Consider the following 19,637-nt stretch of genomic DNA (forward strand, 5'->3'; position numbering starts at 1 on the left):
GGGATATACCGCGCCGGCTTTCGACAGGGCTCGGGAAGCCTTCCGGGCCTACATCTGGTTCCTGGAGGGTTCAGCATTATGTCGACGTCCGCTATTGAGGCCAAGGTCAAGAACATCATCGCCGACCAGCTCGGCGTGGGAGAGGACGAGATCAAGCCCGAGTCGTCCTTCATCGAAGACCTTGGCGCCGACAGCCTCGACATCGTCGAGCTCGTGATGGCGATGGAAGAGGAGTTCGAGGTCGAGATTCCCGACGAGGAGGCCGAGAACATCAAGACCGTTGGCGACGCCATCAAGTACGTCACCGACCACAAGAAGTAGACAGCACACAGCGTGCCGGGGGGCGGGGTGACGCCGCGTTGAAGCGCGGCGTCCCCGGCGTCTCAGGCGCCACCGGAGAGGACCGTGTCACACCGTCGAGTCGTCATCACCGGTACCGGGCTCATCTCGGCACTGGGCACAGGAACCGAGAAGAACTGGCAGGCGCTGCTTGCTGGCACTTCAGGCATTTCCCTCGTCACCCGCTTCGACCCCAAGAAGATCGACACGCGAATCGCCGGCGAGGTTCGGGACTTCGAGCCGGAGAAGTTCATCGACAAGCGCGAAGTGCGCCGCATGGACCTCTACGCGCAGTACGCCATGGCCGCCGCGGCGATGGCGGTGGAGGAGTCTGGGCTGCCGGTGGGCCCGGACGCGCCGCACGGCTATGTGCCGGAGCGCGTGGGCGTCATCGTGGGCTCGGGCATCGGAGGCATCTCCTCCTTGGAGGAGCAGCACCGCAAGGGCCTGGAGAAGGGGTTCGACCGGCTGTCGCCCTTCTTCATCATCCAGATGATCGTCAACATGGCGCCTGGGCTCATCTCCATGCGCTACAACTGCAAGGGGCCCAACTGGGCTCCGGTGTCCGCCTGCGCCACCAGCGCCCACGCCATCGGCGAGGCCTGGAAGTCCATCAAGCTGGGCGAGACGGACGCGGCCATCGCCGGCGGCGCCGAGGCGGCCATCACCCCGCTGGGGCTGGGTGGCTTCTCGGTGATGAAGGCGCTGTCCACGCGCAATGACGACCCGGCGGCGGCCAGCCGTCCGTTCGACAAGGACCGGGACGGGTTCGTCATGGGCGAGGGCGCGGGCATGCTGGTGCTCGAGGAGATGGAGGCCGCGAAGAAGCGCGGCGCGAAGATCCTCGCGGAGCTGGTGGGCTACGGCGCCAACTCGGACGCGTACCACGTGACGCAGCCGGCGCCGGAAGGCGAGGGCGCGGCGCGCTGCATGCGGCTGGCGCTCCAGTCGGCGGGGATGAACCCGGAGGACGTGGGCTACATCAACGCGCACGGCACCTCCACGCCCTTCAACGACGCGAACGAGACCAAGGCCATCAAGGCGGTGTTCGGCGACCACGCCCGCAAGGTGGCGGTGTCGTCGACCAAGTCCATGACGGGCCACATGCTCGGTGCGGCGGGCGGCTACGAGGGCGTGGTGAGCGCGCTGGCCTTGTCGCGCAACATCCTGCCCCCCACCATCAACCAGACGACGCCCGACCCCGAGTGCGACCTGGACTACGTGCCCAACCAGGCGCGCGAGCTCCGGGTGGACGCGGTGATGAGCAACTCGTTCGGCTTCGGCGGCACCAACGCGGTGCTGCTGTTCAAGCGCTTCCAGTAACGGGAAGCGAGGAGACCCCGCGTGAAAGTCATTCTCGCTTCGGACCACGCGGGCCTGGAGCTCCGCCAGGAGTTGGTGGCGGCGCTCCAGGAGCGGAAGGTGGCCCACGAGGACGTGGGGCCCTTCGCCCGGGACTCGGTGGACTACCCGGACTTCGCCGCGCGCGTGGCGAAGGCGGTGACGTCCGGCGAGGCCACGCTGGGCGTGCTGGTGTGTGGCACCGGCATCGGCATGAGCATCGTCGCCAACAAGCACAAGGGCGTGCGAGCGGCCCTGTGCACCACGGAGTTCGAGGCCCGGATGGCGCGGGCCCACAATGACGCCAACGTGCTGTGCCTGGGCCAGCGCGTGGTGGGTGCCGGCGTGGGCCGGGCCATCCTGGAGGCGTTCCTCGGCACGGCGTTCGAGGGCGGTCGCCACGAGCGCCGCGTGCAGAAGATTCGCGAGGCCGAGTCCCAGGGCTAGCGGCCTTCGCAGTACCCGTCGTCGTGAGGAGATCAGCCATGGAGAACACCCGCACTCTGGCCGAGGTGGACCCCGAGATTGCCCAGGCCGTGCGTCATGAGACCGAGCGCCAGGAGCAAGGCCTGGAGCTGATCGCCTCGGAGAACTTCGTCAGCCCCGCGGTGATGGAGGCGGTGGGCTCGGTGCTCACCAACAAGTACGCGGAGGGCTACCCCGGCAAGCGCTACTACGGCGGCTGCGAGGTGGTGGACGTGGTGGAGAACCTCGCCATCGACCGCGCGAAGCAGCTGTTCGGCGCGGACTTCGTCAACGTGCAGGCGCACTCGGGCAGCCAGGCGAACATGGGCGCGTACATGGCGCTCATGAAGCCCGGGGACACCATGCTGTCCCTGGACCTGAACTCCGGCGGCCACCTCACCCACGGCGCTGCGTTCAACTTCTCCGGCAAGCTCTACAAGGTCGTCCACTACGGCCTGACGCGCGACACGGAGACCATCGACTTCGCCCAGGTGCGGCAGCTGGCCCTGGAGCACAAGCCCAAGGTCATCGTCGTGGGCGCCAGCGCCTACCCGCGCACGCTCGACTTCGCGAAGTTCCGGGAGATCGCCGACGAGGCGGGCGCCTCCATGATGGTGGACATGGCGCACATCGCGGGCCTGGTCGCCGCGGGCATGCACCCCTCGCCCGTGCCCTTCGCGGACATCGTCACCACCACCACGCACAAGACGCTGCGCGGCCCGCGCGGTGGCCTGGTGATGGGCAAGGAGCCGTACGCGAAGTCCATCAACAGCCAGATCTTCCCCGGCATCCAGGGCGGCCCGCTGATGCACGTCATCGCCGGCAAGGCCGTGGCGCTGCGCGAGGCGCTGACGCCGGAGTACAAGGCGTACCAGCAGCAGATCGTCGCCAACGCCCGGGCGCTCGCGGAGGCGCTGCTGTCCGCGGGCCTGCGGCTGACGTCCGGCGGCACCGACAACCACCTGATGCTGGTGGACCTGCGGCCCAAGAAGCTGACGGGCAAGGTGGCCGAGGCGGTGCTCGACAAGGCGGGCATCACCGTGAACAAGAACATGATTCCGTTCGACCCGGAGAAGCCGATGGTGACCTCCGGCGTCCGGGTGGGCACCCCCGCCATCACCACGCGCGGCATGCGCGAGGCCCAGATGGCCACGGTGGGCAAGCTCATCGGCGCCGCGCTGGACGCGGCCCAGGACGACGCCGCGCTCGCGCGCATCCGCGGACAGGTGAAGGAGCTGGCCCAGAGCTTCCCGCTGTACGCCTCGCGTCTGAAGTAGCCGCCGCTCGTTCGCCGACAGGAGATTCTCTCCCGCCTCCATGCGTTGCCCGTTCTGCCAGGATGCCGAAAACAAGGTCATCGACTCGAGAGAGTCACACGAGGGCTCCGTCATCCGGCGGCGCCGCGAGTGTCTGGCCTGCAAGCGCCGCTTCACGACGTACGAGCGGGTGGAGGAGCTCTACCCGCTCATCGTGAAGAAGGACGGCCGGCGGGAGGCGTTCGACCGCGAGAAGATCGTCAGCGGCCTGAAGAAGGCCTGCGAGAAGCGCCCCGTCTCCGCCGACAAGCTGGAGGAGACGGTGGTGGCCATCGAGCGGCTCTTGCAGGGCATGGGCGAGAAGGAGATCAACTCGTCCGTCATCGGCGAGGAGGTCATGCGCCGGCTGCAGCAGATGGACGAGGTGGCCTATGTGCGCTTCGCCTCCGTGTACCGCAGCTTCCGCGACATCTCCGAGTTCATGCACGAGCTGAAGGACCTGCTCGAGGACCAGGAGCGCGAGCGCAAGGCGAAGCCGCCGCTCCTCCCGGGCCGGGGCAGTTGAAGGAGAACGGATGAGGCTGCTCACGCGGGCAAAGCTCGAAGCCACGAGGGCGCCCCGGGCGAAGCGGGCGGCGGACTTCGACCGCGCGGTGGCCGAGTTCTTCATGCGCATCGCCCTGGAGGAGGCCGCCAAGGGCCTGGGCCGCACCAGCCCCAACCCCGTCGTGGGCGCGGTGCTGGTGAAGGGCGGCCGCATCATCGCCCGCGGCTACCACAAGAAGGCGGGCACCGCGCACGCGGAGGTGGTGGCGCTGGAGGCCGCGGGCGCCAAGGCGCGGGGCGCGGACCTCTACTCCACGCTGGAGCCGTGCGACCACTACGGCCGCACGCCGCCGTGCAGCCTGGCCATCATCGAGGCGGGCGTGCGCCGCGTCTTCTGCGGCTCGGCGGACCCCAACCCCAAGGTGAGCGGCAAGGGCGTGGCGCGCATGCGCCGCGCGGGCGTGAAGGTCGTCACCGGCGTGCTCCAGGCGGAGGCCGACAAGCTCAACCGGCCCTTCTTCAAGCTCATCCGCACGGGCATGCCCTGGGTGACGCTCAAGGCCGCGGCCACGCTGGACGGCAAGCTGGCCACGGCCACGGGGGACTCGCGCTGGGTGACGGGGGAGAAGGCGCGCGAGTGGGTCCACCGGCTGCGCGACTCCGTGGACGTCATCCTGGTGGGCGCCAACACCGTGCGCCACGACGACCCCAAGCTCACCACGCGGCTGCCCGGCGGCGGGGGCAAGGACGCGCTGCGCGTGGTGGTGGACAGCCGGCTGCGCCTGTCGCCGCGCTACACCGTCTTCAACCAGAAGAGCTCCGCGCGCACCATCATCGCCACGCTGGAGGACCCCGAGGGCCGCAAGGCCCGGCGCTTCCTCGCCCAGGGCGTGGAGGTGTGGCAGGTGCGCCCCAAGGCGGACCGGGTGGACCTGAAGGCGCTCCTGCGCAAGCTGGCCCGCTCCGGCCACAACCACGTGCTCGTGGAGGGCGGCGCGGAGATGTACGGCTCCTTCCTGCGCGAGAAGCTGGCGGACGAGCTCGCGCTGTTCCTGGCGCCCAAGCTGCTCGGTCGCGAGGGCATGTCGTGGGCCGGGGACCTGGGCGTGAAGGAGATGGCCCAGGCGCTCGCGGTGAAGGACCTCACCTTCGAGCAGCACGGCCCGGACATCCTGCTCCAGGCGCTGCTCTAGGCACTTTCGGCGCCCATGAGCGGGGCGCATGGTGTCGGTGAATGACGGACACATTGCCGCGGTGGACGAGGGCGACCCGCGGGGCCGTTCGTTATAAGCCTGGGCATCATGTTCACCGGGCTCATTCAGGACATCGGCAGGGTGGAGCGCGTCATCCCGGGTGGGATGACGGACTTGTGGATTCGCACGGCGCTGGGGGCCTCGGGCTTCGCGCTGGGCGAGTCGATCGCCGTGGATGGCGCGTGCCTCACGGTGGTGGAGCGGTCCGGGGACACCTTCCGGGTGCAGGTGGCGCCGGAGTCGCTCAGGCGCACCACGCTCGACGGGGTGCGGCCCGGGGACCGGGTCAACCTGGAGCGGGCGCTGGCGCTGGGGGACCGGCTGGGCGGGCACCTGGTCTCCGGGCACGTGGACCAGGTCAGCTCGGTGCTGGAGACCTACCCGGAAGGCGGCTCGTGGGTGATGGTGTTCGGCCTGCCCGAGTCCCTGGCGCCGTACTTCATCGAGAAGGGCTCGGTGGCCATCGACGGCATCAGTCTGACGGTCAACAGCGTGGGCGCGGACCGCTTCGGGGTGCAGCTGATTCCGGAGACGCAGGAGCGCACCACCCTGCGGGCCAAGGCGGTGGGGGCCCGGGTCAACCTGGAGGCGGACCCGATTGGGAAGTACGTGGCCCGGCTGTTCTCGCTCCAGCGCGGGCAGGTGGGCGCTTCCCCGGGTGGGGTGACGGAGGCGGCCGTCCGGGCGGCGGGCTTCGGCACGCCGTAGCAGGCGACGGCGGGGGCGCGGGTGGTGTAGGAAGCCCCGCATGCCTCGCTACATCGAAGGTGACTTCCTCCCCCCCAAGGGCCGCTTCGCCATCTGCGTTGCCCGCTTCAATGGCTTCATCACCGAGGAGCTGGCCAAGGGCGCCGTGGACACGCTGGTGCGCCACGGCGTGGCCGACGCGGACGTGGACGTGTACCGCTGCCCCGGCACGTACGAGCTGCCCGGGCTGGTGCGCCGCGTGACGGAGTCGCGTCAGTACGTGGGCGTCATCGCCCTGGGCGCCGTCATCCGCGGCGGCACGCCCCACTTCGACTACGTGGCCGGCGAGTGCGCCAAGGGCATCGGCGCGGTGGCCTTCAACGCGGCGGCGGCCAACCCCGCGACGTCCGTGACGTTCGGCGTGCTCACCACCGACACGGTGGAGCAGGCCATCGACCGGGCGGGCGTGAAGGCGGGCAACAAGGGCGCCGAGGCCACGCTGGCCTGCATCGAGATGGTGAACCTGTACGCGCGCATCCCCGCGCTCGACGCGAGGAAGGGGTAGTCCATGGGCGCGCGCAGAACGGGACGTGAGCGGGCGTTGCAGGCGCTCTACCAGCTGGAGATGGCGCCGGGGACGTCGGTGTACGAGGCGCTGGAGTCGGCGTGGACGGCCTCCGCCGAGGCCGAGGAGCAGAAGCGCGATCCGGACGCGGTGAAGTTCGCCCGCGAGCTGGTGGACGGCGTGCAGGGCCACCGCGCGGAGATCGACCGGCTCATCGAGTCGCACAGCCACAACTGGCGGTTGGACCGCATGTCCCGCATCGACCGCAACGTGCTGCGCGTGGGCATCTTCGAGCTGAAGTACCGTCCGGACATCCCCCGCAAGGTCACCATCAACGAGGCGGTGGAGCTGGGGAAGAACTTCGGGACGGAGGAGTCCAGCGCGTTCGTCAACGGCCTGTTGGACCGGGTGGCGGTGGCGCTCAAGAAGGACTGAAGTCCCGAGCCGAGGAGCAACCGCGGTGAGCCAGACGACGACGCACGACATCGGGATGGAGGGGCTGGACTCGCTGACCGGCGTGGACGCCCTGTGCCTGTTCGTGGCCGAGGATGATCGCCCGTTGCCGGCCACCGCGGGCTACGTGGACTGGCGCCTGTGCGGTGCGTTGTCGCGGGTGCTCAAGGGTGGCTTCTTCTCCGGCGTGAAAGACGACTGGCTCCTGTTGCCCGCGGACGGGAAGCTGGAGGTGCCGCGCATCTTCGTCGTGGGCCTGGGGGCCCGGAAGGCGCTGGACGCCGAAAGGCTCCACGAGGCGCTGGCCGAGGCGGGCAAGGTGCTCAGCCGGGCCAAGGTGGCGTCGGTGGCGCTGGAAATCCCCGGCGGCGGTTCGTTGGATGACGCGGCGCGGGCAGAGGCCTTCCAGAAGGGCTTCTTGCCGGCGTTCAAGGGCGGACGGGTGGCCCTCCTGACGGACAAGGCGCTCGTCCGACTCCTACCAGGCAGGAAGGGCTGAAGCTCGGCGACCGGGCAGGCCTTCTGTTAGCATCGGGGGACCGTCCGGGGCGTGCACGCATGCGTGTCAAGGTGTTGATTGTCGAGGACTCCAAGGCGTCGCGCGAATACATCGCGTCGACGGTGGAGGCGGTGGAGGGCATCGAGGCCGTCGTCACCTCCAGCGGCTTCGAGGCGCTGAAGCTGCTGCCGCGTCACCGCTTCGACCTCATCATCACCGACATCAACATGCCCGACATCAACGGGCTGGAGCTCATCAACTTCGTCAAGAAGAACCCCAACTACCGCGACGTGCCGCTCTTCATCATCACTACGGAGGGGCGGGAGCAGGACCGCGAGCGGGGCATGGCGTTGGGGGCGGCGGAGTACCTGGTCAAGCCGTTCCAGCCCGGCAGCCTCGAGGGGCTCTTGCGCCGGTACCTGAAGCTGCCGTGAGTCCCCCGAGCAAGGCCCTGGCCGAGTTCGTGGCCGAGGCGACCGAGATTCTCGAGGCGCTCGGCAAGGACCTGCTGGTGCTGGACGAGCGGCGCGGCCAGGAGGCGGACCCGGAGCGGGTCAACGGCATCTTCCGCGCGGCGCACTCGCTCAAGGGCCTGGCGGGGCTGTTCGGGCAGGAGCGCATCTCCCGGCTGGCGCACGGGACGGAGGACCTGCTCGACCGGCTGCGGCTGGGCAGGCTGCTGTTGGACGACGCGGTGCTCGACACGCTGATTGAAGCGCTGGATGCGTTCCAGTCGCTTTTGGCGGAGACGGCGCGGGGTTCGGAGACGGACGCGCTGAGCCGGCGCGTGGAGGGCATGGCGGAGCGGTTGATCCGCCTGGGCGAGGTGCCCGTCGCTCGGGACGAGGACCCGCTGGAGCGGCTGGAGCTGGAAGCGCAGGTGCGCTCGGTCTTCACGGAGTACGAGGAGCATCGGCTCCGGGAGAACGTGCGGCGGGGCGTGGCGCTGTGGCGCGTGCGCGCGGCGTTCGACCTGTCGGACTTCGACAAGGGGCTGGCGGACCTGAACACGCGGCTCAAGCCGCTGGGCGAGGTCATCAGCACGCTGCCGTCCGCGCGGCCGGGTGGGGCGCATGGCATCGCGTTCGACCTCATCTTCGGCACGCACGTGTCGGTGACGGAGCTGGAGTCTGGATTGAGTGGGACGCCCGCGGAGCTGGCGCCCCTCAACGTGCGGCCCGTGGGGGTGCCCGCGACGGCCCACTCGGCGGAGGTGCTGGCCCGGGTGGTCGAGCCGCCCGCCATCGTCGTGGAGCCGCCGGGCACGCGTCCCGAGGGGGCCGGGGTGGCGCCGCCCGCGACGAAGCGCGGTGGGAAGAAGCGCGGCGCGAAGGGGACGGCGGAAGGGCGACAGCCGTCGCTGCCGCTCACGGAGCAAGGGCCTGGGGCGGCGCGGGGTGACGGCGGGCGTGAGAACGCGGGCTCGCCCCCGATGGGGAAGGGGGGCGTGAATCCAACCTCGGGTCCTGCAAGTGTGGGGCTGGGTGGCGTGACGTTGCTGCAGGGCGTCGCGGCCACCACCGGGCCGTCGCTCGTGACGTACCTCCAGGGCCCCGGAGGCCGCGCTCCCGTGCGCGCGGTATCGACCTCCGCCGAAGCCCCGACCTCTGCACCTCCGACGACCGTGGCCTCCACCACGCCGGAGCCGTCGCTGCGCTCGTTGACGCAGACGGTGCGCGTCGACATCGGCAAGCTGGATGGCCTCATCAACATGGTGGGCGAGCTGCTGCTCATCAAGGCGAACCTCCAGCGGCTCGCCGAGTCCGCGCGGCAGGACGGCGTGGTGCCCCTGTCGAAGCTGTTCGGTCAGGAGCTGGCGCGCGAGACGCGGGGCCTGGAGCGCAAGCTGGAGGCCCTCCAGGAGGGCCTGCTCGAGGCACGCATGGTCCCCGTGGGCCAGGTGTTCGACAAGCTGGCCCGGCTGGTGCGTCGCATCACCCGCGAGGCGGGCAAGGAGATCGACTTCGTCATCGGCGGCGGCGAGGTGGAGCTCGACAAGCTCATCGTCGAGGAGCTGAGCGACCCGCTCATGCACCTCATCCGCAACGCCATCGACCACGGCGTCGAGTCACCGGACGCGCGACTGGCCGCGGGCAAGTCCCGCCGCGCGGTGGTGGCGCTGCGCGCCGTGCAGAAGGGCAACCACGTCGTCATCGAGGTGAGCGACGACGGCGCGGGCATCGACGAGCTGCGCGTGCGCGAGGTGGCGCTGTCGCGGGGCCTCATCACCTTCGCGCAGGCCGAGGAGATGGGCCGCCGCGAGCTGCTCAACCTCATCTTCCTGCCGGGCTTCTCCACCGCGCGCAGCGTGTCCGAGCTGTCCGGCCGAGGCGTGGGCCTGGACGTGGTGAAGAACAACCTGGGCAACCTCTCCGGCATCATCGACGTGTGGAGCGAGCGCGGGAAGGGCACCGCCTTCCACCTGACGCTGCCCGTCACGCTGGCCATCATCCGCGCGCTGGTCGTGGGCGTGAGCGCGCGCACGTACGCGGTTCCCCTCAACAGCGTGCTCGAAATCCTCTCCGTGCAGCCCCGCGAGATTCGCACCGTGGAGCGGCGCGAGGTGCTGGACCTGCGCGGACAGACGCTCCCCTTCGTGCGCCTGTCGCGCCTGTTCGGTCTGCCCGAGCGGCCGGTGAGCCGCTACTTCGTGGTGGTGGTGGGGCTTGCCCAGGAGCGGCTGGGCATCGCCGTGGACGAGCTGCACGGGCAGCAGGACATCGTCACCAAGCCCCTGGGCGGCCGGCTGCAGTCGGTCCGGGGCATCTCCGGCGCCACGGACCTGGGAAACCGGACTCCCGTGCTGGTGCTGGATGTCGGCGCGCTGCTGGAAGACGGGCTGGCCCTGGAGCGAAGGCGGGCCTGACGTCCGGCGCGGCCGGCTGCTATCCTCGCGAGCCGTGTCCCGGTTCGCCGAACTGCTCGACGACTTCTTCTTCCGTCCGGACGAGGACGTCAGCGGGCTGCAGGACTTCGCCGCCGGCAGCGACGGCGTGGCCTCCGTCACGCCCGAGGAGGTCCCCGAGGAGTACCTCGCCTTCCGCCTGGAGGGAGAGTGCTACGCGGTGCCCATCCGCGCGGTGCGCGAGATCGCCAAGGTGCCGCCGCTGACGGAGATTCCCAGGGCCGAGCCCCAGCTGCTGGGCGTGCTGAACCTGCGCGGCGAGCTGCTGCCCGCGTACGACATCAAGGTGCGCCTGGGCCTCGCGGAACGCGCGCCGCTGGTCGCCGGCCCCGACGCGCCCGTGCCGCCGCGAGACGCACGCATCCTCGTGCTGCGCACGCAGACGGGGCCCGCGGGTGTGTGGGTGGACAGCGTCAGCGGCGTGGTGAAGCTCAAGCCCTCCATGTTGGAGCCGCCACCGCCGAGCCTCCGAATCGGGGACCGTGACTGCGTGGTGGCCATCGGCCGACGCGGACCCTCGCTGTTCATCCTCCTGGACCCCGAACAGGCGCTGGCGTCATGAAGGACTCCGTCAACCTGCTGGCGCATCATCCTTCCGGTGTGCCCGAGGCGCCCGCGGGACACCCGGACTCGCCAGTGCAGCTGTGCGCCTTCTTCGTCGGCGAGGACGAATACGCGCTCGACATCCAGCGCGTGGAGGAGGTGCTCCCGCTCCAGCGCGTGACACCCATCCCCCACGCGCCGTCGTTCGTCGAAGGCGTGCTGCACCTGCGCGGCGTCATCCTGCCGGTGGTGGACCTGCGCAAGAGATTGCAGGGGCAGCCCTCGGTGGAGTCGCGCAAGGCGCGCCTCTTGGTCTGCAGGCTGGGCGCGCGGCGGGTGGCGGTGAAGGTGGAGCGCGTGGCGGAGGTGCTGCGCGCGCGTCGGGGTGATATCAAGCCCGCGCCCGCGTTGAGGGTGGCGGGGCGCTCGCCCTTCGTCGTGGGAGTGTGCGGTCCACCGGACCGGTTGCGACTGTTGCTGGACTTGAAGGCGCTGTTGCGCGCGGAGCTGGAGCGCGAGGCGGTTCGTCCGGCGCGATGACACGTGAAGGGAAGGGCCATGCCTCGCAGTGACCTGGACAACCACCGCCGCATCCTCGGCATCAGCTTCCTGGTGGTGAACGGCTTGACGGTGCTGGTGGGCGTCGGCGCGATGCTCTTCTTCACGGTCATGGGGCTGGGCATCATCAGCGACACCGCTTCGGCCAAGGACCGCGCCGACTTCTGGTGGTTCGGCGGCGGCGTGAGCGTCTGTGTCCTGGTGTACTGCCTGCCGGGGCTCTTCACGGGCATCGGCTTGTTGAAGCGGCGCGCGTGGTCGCGGGTGCTGGCGCTGGTGCTGGGAATCCTGAACCTGGCGAACTTCCCGCTGGGCACGTGCCTGGGCATCTACGCCCTCTGGTTCTACGCGCAGGAAGGCTCCGACCGGGTCTTCGAATGAGCCACCTGCCCGTCTTCCCCGCGGAGGAGGAGCGCTACCGCGCGCTCCAGGAGCTGGACCCGCGAGCAGAGGGCATCCTCGACGTGCTCGTCACCGGCCTGCACGACGAGAGCTGGCGCGTGCGGCACGCGGCGGCGACGGGCCTGCAGCGGCTGACGCCCCCCGAGCAGGTGGCCTCCCGGCTCGTCGCCGTGCTGGGCGAGCGCGGGGAGACGGGCGCGCGCAACGCCGCGGCGGAGGCCCTCTCCGGCCTGGGCCCGGCCGCGCTCGCGCCGCTGGTGAAGCTCTTGGGCCACGTGGACCCGGACCAGCGCAAGTTCGCCGCGGACATCCTCGGGCAACTGGGGCTCGGCGCCGCGGAGCTGCCGCTCGTCCAGGCCCTGGAGGACCCGGACCTGAACGTGCGCGTGGCGGTGTCGGAAGCGCTGGGGCGCGTGGGCGGGGAGCACGCGGCGCGCGCGTTGTCGCGGCTGCTCGGTGACGCGGAGCCGCTGCTGCGCCTGTCCTCGCTGGAGGGCCTGGCGCTCCTGCGTCGCCCTCCGCCCCTGCCCGTGGTGGTGGCGCTGCTGGACGACGCGAAGCTGCGACGCAGCGCCTTCCGCGTGCTGGGGCTCATCCCCCAGGTGGCCGCCACGGAGCGGCTGTGTCAGGGCCTGTCGTCGGACGCGCGCTCGATTCGCGAGGCAGCCCTGGCGGCGCTGGGCACGCAGGCCTCGCTGGTGGAGGCGTCGCGTCGCTGTGAGCTGGAGGCCGTCATCGTCGCGGCGCTCCGGCGCCTGCCGGACGCGGTGTCGCGGCTGGAGCAGGCGATGGAGGCGGAGGACGTGGCGGTGCGCTCGGGCGCGCTGCTCGCGGTGGCGGCGCTGGGCGAGGCCTCGCTCGCGGTGCGGGTGGCGGAGGTCGCCCGCGAGGACCGGCTGCTGCGGGATGTGCTGGGCACGCTGGGGCGGCTGGGCTCCGAAGGTGGCCGGCTCCTGCTCGCGGCGATGGCGGACCTGTCCGCGCCGGCGAGGGCCGCGGCGGCCGAGGCGCTGGTGGACCTGGTGGACCCCGGCTCCGTCACGCCGCTGTGCGCGCTGCTGGAGTGGGCGGAGGATGACCTGCGCGGGGTGGTGGTGCGGGCGTTGGGGCGGACCCGCTCACCGGAGGCGGCCAGCCCGCTGGTGGATCTGCTGCGGGACCCGGTGACGGCGGGCGCGGCGACGCGGGCCCTGGGCGCGCTCGCGGGGAGCTGCCGGGCGGCGGTGCTGTCGGCGCTGGAGGAGGCGGTGGCGCGTCGGGCCACCCCCGTGGCGGTGACGGCGCTGGGCCGCGTGGGAGGCGCGCCCGCGCTGCCGTCGCTGCGTGCGCTCGCGCGCGATGTCGACCCGCGCTGGCGAGCCGCGGCGGTGGAGGTGGCCGGAGAGGTGGACGGCGGCGTCGGTCGGGAGCTGGCGCGCGCGGCGCTCGCGGACGAGGCCTCTCCCGTGCGGGCGGCGGGAGCGCGCGCCATGGGACGGTTGGGAGGCGCGGAGGCGGGCGCGCTGCTGCGCTCCGCGCTCCAGGACGAGGACGCCTCCGTGAGGCGGGCCGCGGTGGAGGCGGTGGGGGAGAGCGGCGCGGTGGACCGCGCGCCGGAGCTGGAGCGACTGGTGCGTCATCCGGACGGCGCGTTGGCGGTGGCCGCGGTGCGGGCGCTGTCGAGGCTGGGCCGGGTGGAGGCGAAGGTGCTGCGGGAGGCGTCTGGGCATTCCGACGAGGAGGTGGTGAAGGCGGTGTTGTCCGCGGGTGCGGTGTCGCGGGAGGGCGTGACTCTGGCGGTATCCTTGCTGGAGCATCCCCACTGGGATGTGCGCGCGGCGGCGGCGCGAGTGCTGGGAGACTCGGGAGGGCCGGAGTGTCTGGAGCCGGCCCGTCGGGTGCTGGAGACGGAGCCGGACGCGCTGGCTCGACAGGCACTGGCGGACGCGGTGGAGCGCTTGTCGCGGCGCTGAGCGGGGGGACTCGGGGTGGCTCGCTTCGACGACAGTCGGCCGGAGATGACCGCGGAGGAGTTCCGGCTCCTGCGCGACCACGTGTATTCGCACTGCGGCATCCTCGTGCACGAGGACATGAAGTTCGTGATGGAGCGGCGGCTGTGGCCGCGCCTGGAGACGCTGGGCGTCCCGGACTTCAGCGCCTACCACCGCTACCTGCGCTACGACGCCAACCGGCACGCGGAGCTGGAGGCCGCCGTCGAGTCGCTCACCACGCACGAGACGTACTTCTTCCGCGAGCCCTCGCAGCTCAAGGCCTTCCGGGAGGAGCTGCTGCCGGTGCTCGAGAAGCGCAACGCGCGCACGAAGCGGCTGCGCCTGTGGTCCGCGGGGTGCTCCTCCGGCGAGGAGGCGTACACGCTGGCGATGGTCCTCAAGGACGAGCCCCGCTTCGAGGGCTGGGACGTGGAGGTGTACGGCTCCGACATCTCGCGGCGCGTGCTGACGATGGCGCGGCGCGCGGAGTACGGCCCGTCCGCGCTGCGCGCCACGTCCGCGGACCTGCTGGAGCGCTTCTTCGTCCCCGCGGGCAACACCAAGGTGCGCGTGCGCGACGATGTCCGCGCCATGGTGTCCTTCGGCCACCACAACCTTCTGGACGAGGCCGGCAGCCAGCTGGTGATGAAGATGGACGCGGTGTTCTGCCGCAACGTGATGATCTACTTCGACCAGTCCGCGCGCAGGAAGGTGCTGCGAATCCTGCGCGACAGGCTGGTGCCCGGGGGCTACCTGCTCCTGGGGCACTCCGAGAACCTGCTCAACCTGGGCGCCGACTTCGAGCTGGTGCACCTGCGCGGAGACCTGGTGTACCGCAGGCCCGAGCTGCCGGGGCTCGCGGGCGGTGAGGTCCGATGAGCGAGCGGGGCACGGTCTCGGTGCTCGTCATCGATGACTCCGCGCACAACCGGCACACGCTCACCACGCTGCTGGAGTCCGCGCCGGACGTGCGCGTGCTGGACCGCGCGGCCGACGGCGAGGAGGGCCTCAAGAAGGTCCTGGAGCTCAAGCCGGACGTGGTGACGTTGGATTTGGAGATGCCGAAGCTGGGTGGCTACACGTTCCTGCGGCTGCTCATGCGCACGGCGCCCACGCCCGTCATCGTCATCTCCAGCTACGCGCACCGCTCGGACGTCTTCAAGGCGCTGGAGCTGGGCGCGTTCGACTTCATCGCCAAGCCCGCGCGCGGCACGCCCGAGGAGCTGGAGGGGCTGCGCGTGGAGCTGCTCGACAAGGTGCGCGCGGCCCTGCACGTGCGGCCGGGACAGCGCCACGTGTCGCCCGGCGCGCGGGCGCTGGCGGTGGCGGGCGAGCTGCCCCTGGTGGTGGCCATCGGCGCGTCCACGGGAGGCCCTCCCGCAGTGCAGCGCGTGCTGGAGGGCCTGGCCGCGGAGCCGACGCCGTGCGTGCTGGTGAGCCAGCACATGCCCGCGCAGTTCACCCGGGCCTTCGCGGACCGGCTGGACAGGATTGGCCCCTTCACCGTGACGGAGGCGAGCGAGGGGGACGTGGTGCAACCCGGACACGTGTACATCGCGCCCGGAGGCCGGCACCTGGTGGTGGTGGACCGGGGGACGCGTCTGGAGCTGCACACGCCCCCGCCGACGCCCGTGGACAAGTACGCGCCGAGCGTGGATCGGCTCTTCACCAGCGTGGCTCAGGTGCTGGGCCCGCGCGCGCTGGCGGTGGTGTTGACGGGCATGGGGGCGGACGGGGCGCTGGGCGCGCGCGAGGTGCAGCGCGCGGGGGGCGAGGTCTGGGCGGAGTCGGAGGAGACCGCGGTGGTGTACGGCATGCCGGGCGAGGCGGTGGCGGCTGGGGCGGTGAAGCGGGTGCTGCGACTGGGGGAAATCGGACCCGCGCTCGCCTCGCTGGCCCGTCGTCGACGGTGAGATGGCCGGGCGGGGCGACGGGGTCGGGTGTTAGTGTGCGCGGGCCATGACGCAGCAGATTCGAGCCCTCGTCGTCGACGACTCGCAGGCGATGCGACGCAGCATCATGTACGCGTTGCAGCGCATCAGCGGGATGGTCTGCACCGAGGCGCAGGACGGCGCCGAGGGGCTCAAGAAGCTGACCCAGGGCCGCTTCGACCTGGTGCTCACGGACATCAACATGCCGTTGATGGACGGGCTGAAGCTCATCCACCACATCCGTCAGGCCACGGACCATCGCGGCGTGCCCATCGTCGTCATCACGACGGAAGGCGCGGCGGCGGACCGGGAGCGGGCGCTGGCGCTGGGCGCCAGTGCGTACCTGGTGAAGCCCGTGCAGGCCAAGGTGGTGATGGACACCGTCAGGGACCTGCTGAAGCTGGCCTGAGGCGAGGGGCGTGCGAATGGACTTCGTCCTGCGGGTGGCGGGCCTGGAGAAGCGCTACGGCGCGGTGACGGCGGTGCAGGGCCTGCACTTCAACGTGGCGCCCGGCGAGGTGCTGGGCCTGGTGGGCCCCAACGGCGCGGGCAAGACGTCCACGCTGCGCTGCCTCGCCGGCATCCTCCCGCCCTCGGCGGGCAAGGTCATCGTGGCGGGGTATGATTTGGGCAAGGACGCGGTGGAGGCCAAGCGCGAGCTGGCCTTCCTGCCCGACGAGCCGCGCTTCTTCGACTACCTCACGGTGTGGGAGCACCTGAACTTCACGGCGCGGCTCTACGGCGTGGAGGACTGGGAGGCGCGGGGCCGCGCGCTCCTGGAGGAGATGGAGCTGACGGGCAAGGAGAAGGCGCTGCCCGGCGAGCTGTCGCGCGGCATGAAGCAGAAGCTGTCCATCGCCTGCGGCTTCCTGCACTCGCCCCGGCTCATCCTGCTCGACGAGCCGCTCACGGGCCTGGACCCCATCGGCATCCGGCGCATGAAGGACTCGCTGCGTCGGCGCGCGGAGGAGGGCTCGGCGCTGGTGTTGTCCTCGCACCTGTTGCCCCTGGTGGAGGAGCTGTGCCACCGGCTGCTGGTGATTGCAGGAGGGCGGGCCATGGCGCTCGGCAGCCTGGAGGAGATTCGCGCGCGGCTGAGTGGACCGGACGCGGGCAGCGCGTCGCTCGAGGACCTCTTCGTGCGTATCACCAGCGGCGCGGGCTCGGAGATGCCCAGGCCGTGAGCTTCCCGGGCGCGGTGCTCTTCCTCTGGCTTGCGTCCACGCGCAACCGCCTGCGGCTCCAGGTGCTGCGGCTGCGCAAGCCCCGCTACCTCGTGGGCGCGGCGGTGGGCCTGTTCTACATCTACTCGCTCTTCCTGCGCCGGCTGGACTTCACGGGACCGGTGGCCGCGGTGCCTCCGGGCGTGAGGCTGTTCGCGGAGCTGTCGCTGGTGGGCTCGGTGCTCGTCACGCTGTTCTCCGCGTGGGCGCTGGGGCCGGACCGGCCCTCGCTGACCTTCACGGAGACGGAGGTGGTGCAGCTGTTCCCCGCGCCCGTCACCCGGCGCTCGCTGTTGCACTACAAGCTCGCCCGAGGCGCGATGGGCGCGGCGGTGGGCGCGCTGTTCGCCACGCTGTTCGTCGGCCGGGTGGTGAGCCCCGAGCCCGCGCTCTTCTTCGCCGGGGCCTTCCTGTCGCTCGGCACGCTGTACCTGCACGGCATCGCGGCGTCCTTCATGCGCACGCGCTGGGCTGCGAGGGGACGGCGGGGGCAGGTGGAGCGCTGGGTGGGCGTGGGGCTGGTGCTCGCCGCGGTGGTGATGGGGGTGTTCTCCACGCTGGAGACGTACCCGTTCCCCAGGACGGTGGGGACGCCGGGGGCGCTGCGCCACTGGGTGGAGGCTGTGGTGGCCTCGCCGGGGCTGAGCGCGGTGCTGTGGCCCGGCCGGCTCCTGGTGGCGCCGTCGCTGGCGCGCGACACCTCGGCCTTCTGGAGCGCGCTGCCGCCCGTGGTGGTGCTGGCCGTGGCGCACTACGTCTGGGTGCGATTGGCGGAGGTGCCCTTCGAGGAGACGGCGGTGACGCAGGCCGAGGCGCGCGTGCGTGAGCAGTCCCAGCGCCTGTCCGGGACGCTCGTGCGCAAGGGCGGGCTGGGGGCTCGCAAGGCGCCCTTCCGGCTGTCGGCGCGGGGGCGTCCCGAGGTGGCGCTCATCTGGAAGAACCTCATCACCCGCAAGCGGATGGCGGGCGGGGTGTGGACGGTGATGGCGCCGCTGCTGCTCGCCGCCGTCATCGTGTCGGTGATGGGCGAGTCGAACGTGTTCACCGACACGCGCCGCGTGGTGGGGCCCATGGCCACGCTGCTGGCGGTGATGATGACGGTGGTGGGACCGAGCGCGTTCCGCATGGACCTGCGCATGGACCTGCCGAAGCTGGACCTCTTGCGCGCGCTGCCGCTCGCGGGCTGGCAGGTGGTGGGCGCGGAGCTGGCGGCGTCGGCGCTGGTGGTCAGCAGCCTGCAACTGGGGCTGCTCGCGGTGGGCCTCGTCTGTGGCCCGGGCGCCGAGGACGACTGGCTCATGACGTACTGGTGGCCCGGGGGACTGGCGCTGGCGGCGCTGTTGCCCTCGGTGGCGCTGGCGGGGCTGTTCGTCCAGAACGGGGCCGTGGTGTTGTTCCCCGCGTGGGTTCCGGCGGACCGGGTGGGCAGCGCGCGCGGCATCGAGGCCCTGGGCCAGCGCCTGCTGACGCTGGTGGGCTCGCTGGTGGTGTCCCTGCTGGGGCTGGTGCCCGCGGCGCTGGTGGGCTCGCTGGTGGCCTTCGTGGCCTGGAGCTCGCTGGACCTCTGGGCGCTGCCGCTGGCGGGACTGGCGGCGGCGGCCGTGCTGCTGACGGAGGTGGGGCTGGGCGTGCTCTGGCTGGGCCGCGCTTTCGAACACCTGGACGTCTCCGAGGACCGGCCGGAGTAGGCCCGAGCGTCGGCTCCTGGACTCGCGCCCGGAAAGAGGTGGCGGGCACCGGGCCCGGGCGCGCAGGAAGTCCGCGGACCGAACCGACGGGAGCGCGACATGAAGGTGGGATTCGTGGGACTGGGCAACATGGGTCTGCCCATGGCGAAGAGCCTGCTTGGCGCCGGGCATGCGCTGACGGTGTGGAACCGCTCACCGGCGCGAGGCGAGCCCCTGGTGAAGCAGGGCGCGCGCGCGGCGACGACTCCGGCGGACGCGGCCCGGGGCGCGGACGTGGTGTTCAGCATGCTCGCGGACGATGTGGCGGCGGAGGCCGTGTCCTTGGGAGCCCAGGGCATCGTCGAGGGGCTGGGCAAGGGCGCGGTGCACGTCTCCTCGAGCACCATCTCCGTGGCGCTCTCCCAGCGCCTGACGGACGCGCACGCCAGCGCGGGGCAGGGCTACGTGGCGGCGCCCGTGTTCGGCCGTCCCGAGGCCGCCGAGGCGAAGCAGCTGTGGGTGGTGGCCGCGGGCGCGCAGGTGGACGTGGAGCGCGTCAAGCCGCTGCTGGAGTCGCTGGGCCGGGGCCTCACGGTGCTGGGCGAGCACGCGTCCATGGCCAACGTGGTGAAGCTGTCGGGCAACTTCCTCATCGCGTCGATGCTGGAGGCGCTCGCGGAGGCGTTCGCCTTCACGCGCAAGTCCGGCGTCGAGCCCCGACAGTTCCTGGAGGTGTTCCAGTCCGTCTTCGCAAGCTCGCCCATCTTCGCCAACTACGCCCGCGCCATCGCGGAGGAGCGGTACTCGCCGGCGGGCTTCGCCCTGCGGCTGGGGCTCAAGGACGTGGGGCTGGTGCTGGAGGCGGCGCGCGCGGCGGAGGTGCCCATGCCGCTGGCCAGCCTCGTGAGGGACCAGTACCTGGGCGGCGTGGCCCAGGGACATGGAGACCTGGACTGGTCCGCGCTGGGAGCGCTCGTCGCGGAGCGCGCGGGGCTGGGCAGGCCTCCTCGCTGAAATGAAACGCCCCGGGCGAG

At 71.4% G+C, this 19,637-nt stretch carries 22 protein-coding genes; all 22 read left to right on the top strand.

Annotation, left to right across the window (positions count from 1 at the left end; translation table 11 throughout):
• Positions 1–78: 78 nt before the first annotated feature.
• The 22 genes from acpP (at position 79) to K8640_RS03905 (ending at position 19,617) form a co-directional block, all read left to right on the top strand.
• Positions 79–321, top strand: coding sequence for an acyl carrier protein (gene acpP, locus K8640_RS03800; RefSeq protein ID WP_046714853.1), 243 nt, complete (start codon positions 79–81; stop codon positions 319–321).
• Between the two features lie 84 nt (positions 322–405).
• Positions 406–1,662, top strand: a complete 1,257-nt coding sequence (gene fabF, locus K8640_RS03805) for a beta-ketoacyl-ACP synthase II (RefSeq protein WP_141327746.1) — start codon at positions 406–408, stop codon at positions 1,660–1,662.
• A 21-nt stretch (positions 1,663–1,683) separates the two neighbouring features.
• On the top strand, positions 1,684–2,127 hold the full coding sequence (gene rpiB / locus K8640_RS03810; RefSeq protein ID WP_223745804.1) for a ribose 5-phosphate isomerase B: 444 nt from the start codon (positions 1,684–1,686) through the stop codon (positions 2,125–2,127).
• A gap of 38 nt (positions 2,128–2,165) precedes the next feature.
• Positions 2,166–3,422, top strand: coding sequence for a serine hydroxymethyltransferase (gene glyA, locus K8640_RS03815; protein ID WP_223745805.1), 1,257 nt, complete (start codon positions 2,166–2,168; stop codon positions 3,420–3,422).
• 40 nt (positions 3,423–3,462) lie between these two features.
• Positions 3,463–3,966, top strand: a complete 504-nt coding sequence (gene nrdR, locus K8640_RS03820) for a transcriptional regulator NrdR (protein WP_223745806.1) — start codon at positions 3,463–3,465, stop codon at positions 3,964–3,966.
• A gap of 10 nt (positions 3,967–3,976) precedes the next feature.
• The gene (ribD, locus tag K8640_RS03825) at positions 3,977–5,140 is read left to right on the top strand and encodes a bifunctional diaminohydroxyphosphoribosylaminopyrimidine deaminase/5-amino-6-(5-phosphoribosylamino)uracil reductase RibD (RefSeq protein WP_223745807.1); all 1,164 of its coding nucleotides are present in this window, start codon (positions 3,977–3,979) and stop codon (positions 5,138–5,140) included.
• Between the two features lie 108 nt (positions 5,141–5,248).
• Complete coding sequence (locus tag K8640_RS03830; RefSeq protein ID WP_074956544.1) at positions 5,249–5,908, top strand: riboflavin synthase; 660 nt, start codon at positions 5,249–5,251, stop codon at positions 5,906–5,908.
• Between the two features lie 40 nt (positions 5,909–5,948).
• A complete protein-coding gene (ribE, locus tag K8640_RS03835) occupies positions 5,949–6,452 on the top strand; it encodes a 6,7-dimethyl-8-ribityllumazine synthase (protein ID WP_046714846.1) in 504 nt (167 codons plus the stop codon).
• A 3-nt stretch (positions 6,453–6,455) separates the two neighbouring features.
• Positions 6,456–6,887, top strand: a complete 432-nt coding sequence (gene nusB / locus K8640_RS03840) for a transcription antitermination factor NusB (protein WP_141327756.1) — start codon at positions 6,456–6,458, stop codon at positions 6,885–6,887.
• 25 nt (positions 6,888–6,912) lie between these two features.
• Entirely contained in the window at positions 6,913–7,404 is a 492-nt protein-coding gene (locus K8640_RS03845) for a M17 family peptidase N-terminal domain-containing protein (RefSeq protein WP_223745808.1), read from the top strand.
• A 59-nt stretch (positions 7,405–7,463) separates the two neighbouring features.
• Positions 7,464–7,838, top strand: coding sequence for a response regulator (locus tag K8640_RS03850; RefSeq protein WP_046714844.1), 375 nt, complete (start codon positions 7,464–7,466; stop codon positions 7,836–7,838).
• Entirely contained in the window at positions 7,835–10,270 is a 2,436-nt protein-coding gene (locus K8640_RS03855; protein ID WP_223745809.1) for a chemotaxis protein CheA, read from the top strand. The genes K8640_RS03850 and K8640_RS03855 overlap by 4 nt, the downstream gene beginning before the upstream one ends.
• A gap of 34 nt (positions 10,271–10,304) precedes the next feature.
• Positions 10,305–10,871, top strand: coding sequence for a chemotaxis protein CheW (locus tag K8640_RS03860; protein WP_223745810.1), 567 nt, complete (start codon positions 10,305–10,307; stop codon positions 10,869–10,871).
• A complete protein-coding gene (locus K8640_RS03865) occupies positions 10,868–11,392 on the top strand; it encodes a chemotaxis protein CheW (RefSeq protein WP_223745811.1) in 525 nt (174 codons plus the stop codon). Before K8640_RS03860 ends, K8640_RS03865 begins: the two co-directional genes overlap by 4 nt.
• A gap of 18 nt (positions 11,393–11,410) precedes the next feature.
• A complete protein-coding gene (locus K8640_RS03870) occupies positions 11,411–11,791 on the top strand; it encodes a hypothetical protein (RefSeq protein ID WP_223745812.1) in 381 nt (126 codons plus the stop codon).
• Positions 11,788–13,764 carry a HEAT repeat domain-containing protein gene (locus K8640_RS03875; RefSeq protein WP_223745813.1) on the top strand — a complete coding sequence of 659 codons (1,977 nt, stop codon included), beginning with the start codon at positions 11,788–11,790 and terminating at the stop codon, positions 13,762–13,764. Before K8640_RS03870 ends, K8640_RS03875 begins: the two co-directional genes overlap by 4 nt.
• A 15-nt stretch (positions 13,765–13,779) precedes the next feature.
• Positions 13,780–14,661 (top strand): protein-glutamate O-methyltransferase CheR, encoded by an 882-nt coding sequence (locus K8640_RS03880; RefSeq protein ID WP_223745814.1) that lies wholly within the window; start codon positions 13,780–13,782, stop codon positions 14,659–14,661.
• Entirely contained in the window at positions 14,658–15,695 is a 1,038-nt protein-coding gene (locus K8640_RS03885; protein ID WP_223745815.1) for a chemotaxis response regulator protein-glutamate methylesterase, read from the top strand. Before K8640_RS03880 ends, K8640_RS03885 begins: the two co-directional genes overlap by 4 nt.
• 46 nt (positions 15,696–15,741) lie before the next feature.
• Entirely contained in the window at positions 15,742–16,122 is a 381-nt protein-coding gene (locus K8640_RS03890; protein WP_223745816.1) for a response regulator, read from the top strand.
• A gap of 16 nt (positions 16,123–16,138) precedes the next feature.
• Positions 16,139–16,897 carry an ABC transporter ATP-binding protein gene (locus K8640_RS03895; protein WP_223745817.1) on the top strand — a complete coding sequence of 253 codons (759 nt, stop codon included), beginning with the start codon at positions 16,139–16,141 and terminating at the stop codon, positions 16,895–16,897.
• Positions 16,894–18,624: a putative ABC exporter domain-containing protein gene (locus K8640_RS42820; protein ID WP_223745818.1), complete on the top strand. Its 1,731-nt coding sequence runs from the start codon at positions 16,894–16,896 to the stop codon at positions 18,622–18,624. The genes K8640_RS03895 and K8640_RS42820 overlap by 4 nt, the downstream gene beginning before the upstream one ends.
• A 99-nt stretch (positions 18,625–18,723) precedes the next feature.
• Positions 18,724–19,617 carry an NAD(P)-dependent oxidoreductase gene (locus K8640_RS03905; protein ID WP_223745819.1) on the top strand — a complete coding sequence of 298 codons (894 nt, stop codon included), beginning with the start codon at positions 18,724–18,726 and terminating at the stop codon, positions 19,615–19,617.
• Positions 19,618–19,637: the final 20 nt, after the last annotated feature.

The organism is Myxococcus sp. XM-1-1-1, from assembly GCF_020037095.1.
GTDB lineage: Bacteria > Myxococcota > Myxococcia > Myxococcales > Myxococcaceae > Myxococcus > Myxococcus fulvus.

Bases quoted from the DNA above. Each gene is read 5' to 3' on its own strand.
- acpP (WP_046714853.1), top strand. From the start codon at position 79: ATGTCGACGTCCGCTATTGAGGCCAAGGTCAAGAACATCATCGCCGAC.
- glyA (WP_223745805.1), top strand. From the start codon at position 2,166: ATGGAGAACACCCGCACTCTGGCCGAGGTGGACCCCGAGATTGCCCAG.
- nrdR (WP_223745806.1), top strand. From the start codon at position 3,463: ATGCGTTGCCCGTTCTGCCAGGATGCCGAAAACAAGGTCATCGACTCG.
- ribD (WP_223745807.1), top strand. From the start codon at position 3,977: ATGAGGCTGCTCACGCGGGCAAAGCTCGAAGCCACGAGGGCGCCCCGG.
- K8640_RS03830 (WP_074956544.1), top strand. From the start codon at position 5,249: ATGTTCACCGGGCTCATTCAGGACATCGGCAGGGTGGAGCGCGTCATC.
- ribE (WP_046714846.1), top strand. From the start codon at position 5,949: ATGCCTCGCTACATCGAAGGTGACTTCCTCCCCCCCAAGGGCCGCTTC.
- nusB (WP_141327756.1), top strand. From the start codon at position 6,456: ATGGGCGCGCGCAGAACGGGACGTGAGCGGGCGTTGCAGGCGCTCTAC.
- K8640_RS03850 (WP_046714844.1), top strand. From the start codon at position 7,464: ATGCGTGTCAAGGTGTTGATTGTCGAGGACTCCAAGGCGTCGCGCGAA.
- K8640_RS03865 (WP_223745811.1), top strand. From the start codon at position 10,868: ATGAAGGACTCCGTCAACCTGCTGGCGCATCATCCTTCCGGTGTGCCC.
- K8640_RS03870 (WP_223745812.1), top strand. From the start codon at position 11,411: ATGCCTCGCAGTGACCTGGACAACCACCGCCGCATCCTCGGCATCAGC.
- K8640_RS03875 (WP_223745813.1), top strand. From the start codon at position 11,788: ATGAGCCACCTGCCCGTCTTCCCCGCGGAGGAGGAGCGCTACCGCGCG.
- K8640_RS03885 (WP_223745815.1), top strand. From the start codon at position 14,658: ATGAGCGAGCGGGGCACGGTCTCGGTGCTCGTCATCGATGACTCCGCG.
- K8640_RS03890 (WP_223745816.1), top strand. From the start codon at position 15,742: ATGACGCAGCAGATTCGAGCCCTCGTCGTCGACGACTCGCAGGCGATG.
- K8640_RS03895 (WP_223745817.1), top strand. From the start codon at position 16,139: ATGGACTTCGTCCTGCGGGTGGCGGGCCTGGAGAAGCGCTACGGCGCG.
- K8640_RS03905 (WP_223745819.1), top strand. From the start codon at position 18,724: ATGAAGGTGGGATTCGTGGGACTGGGCAACATGGGTCTGCCCATGGCG.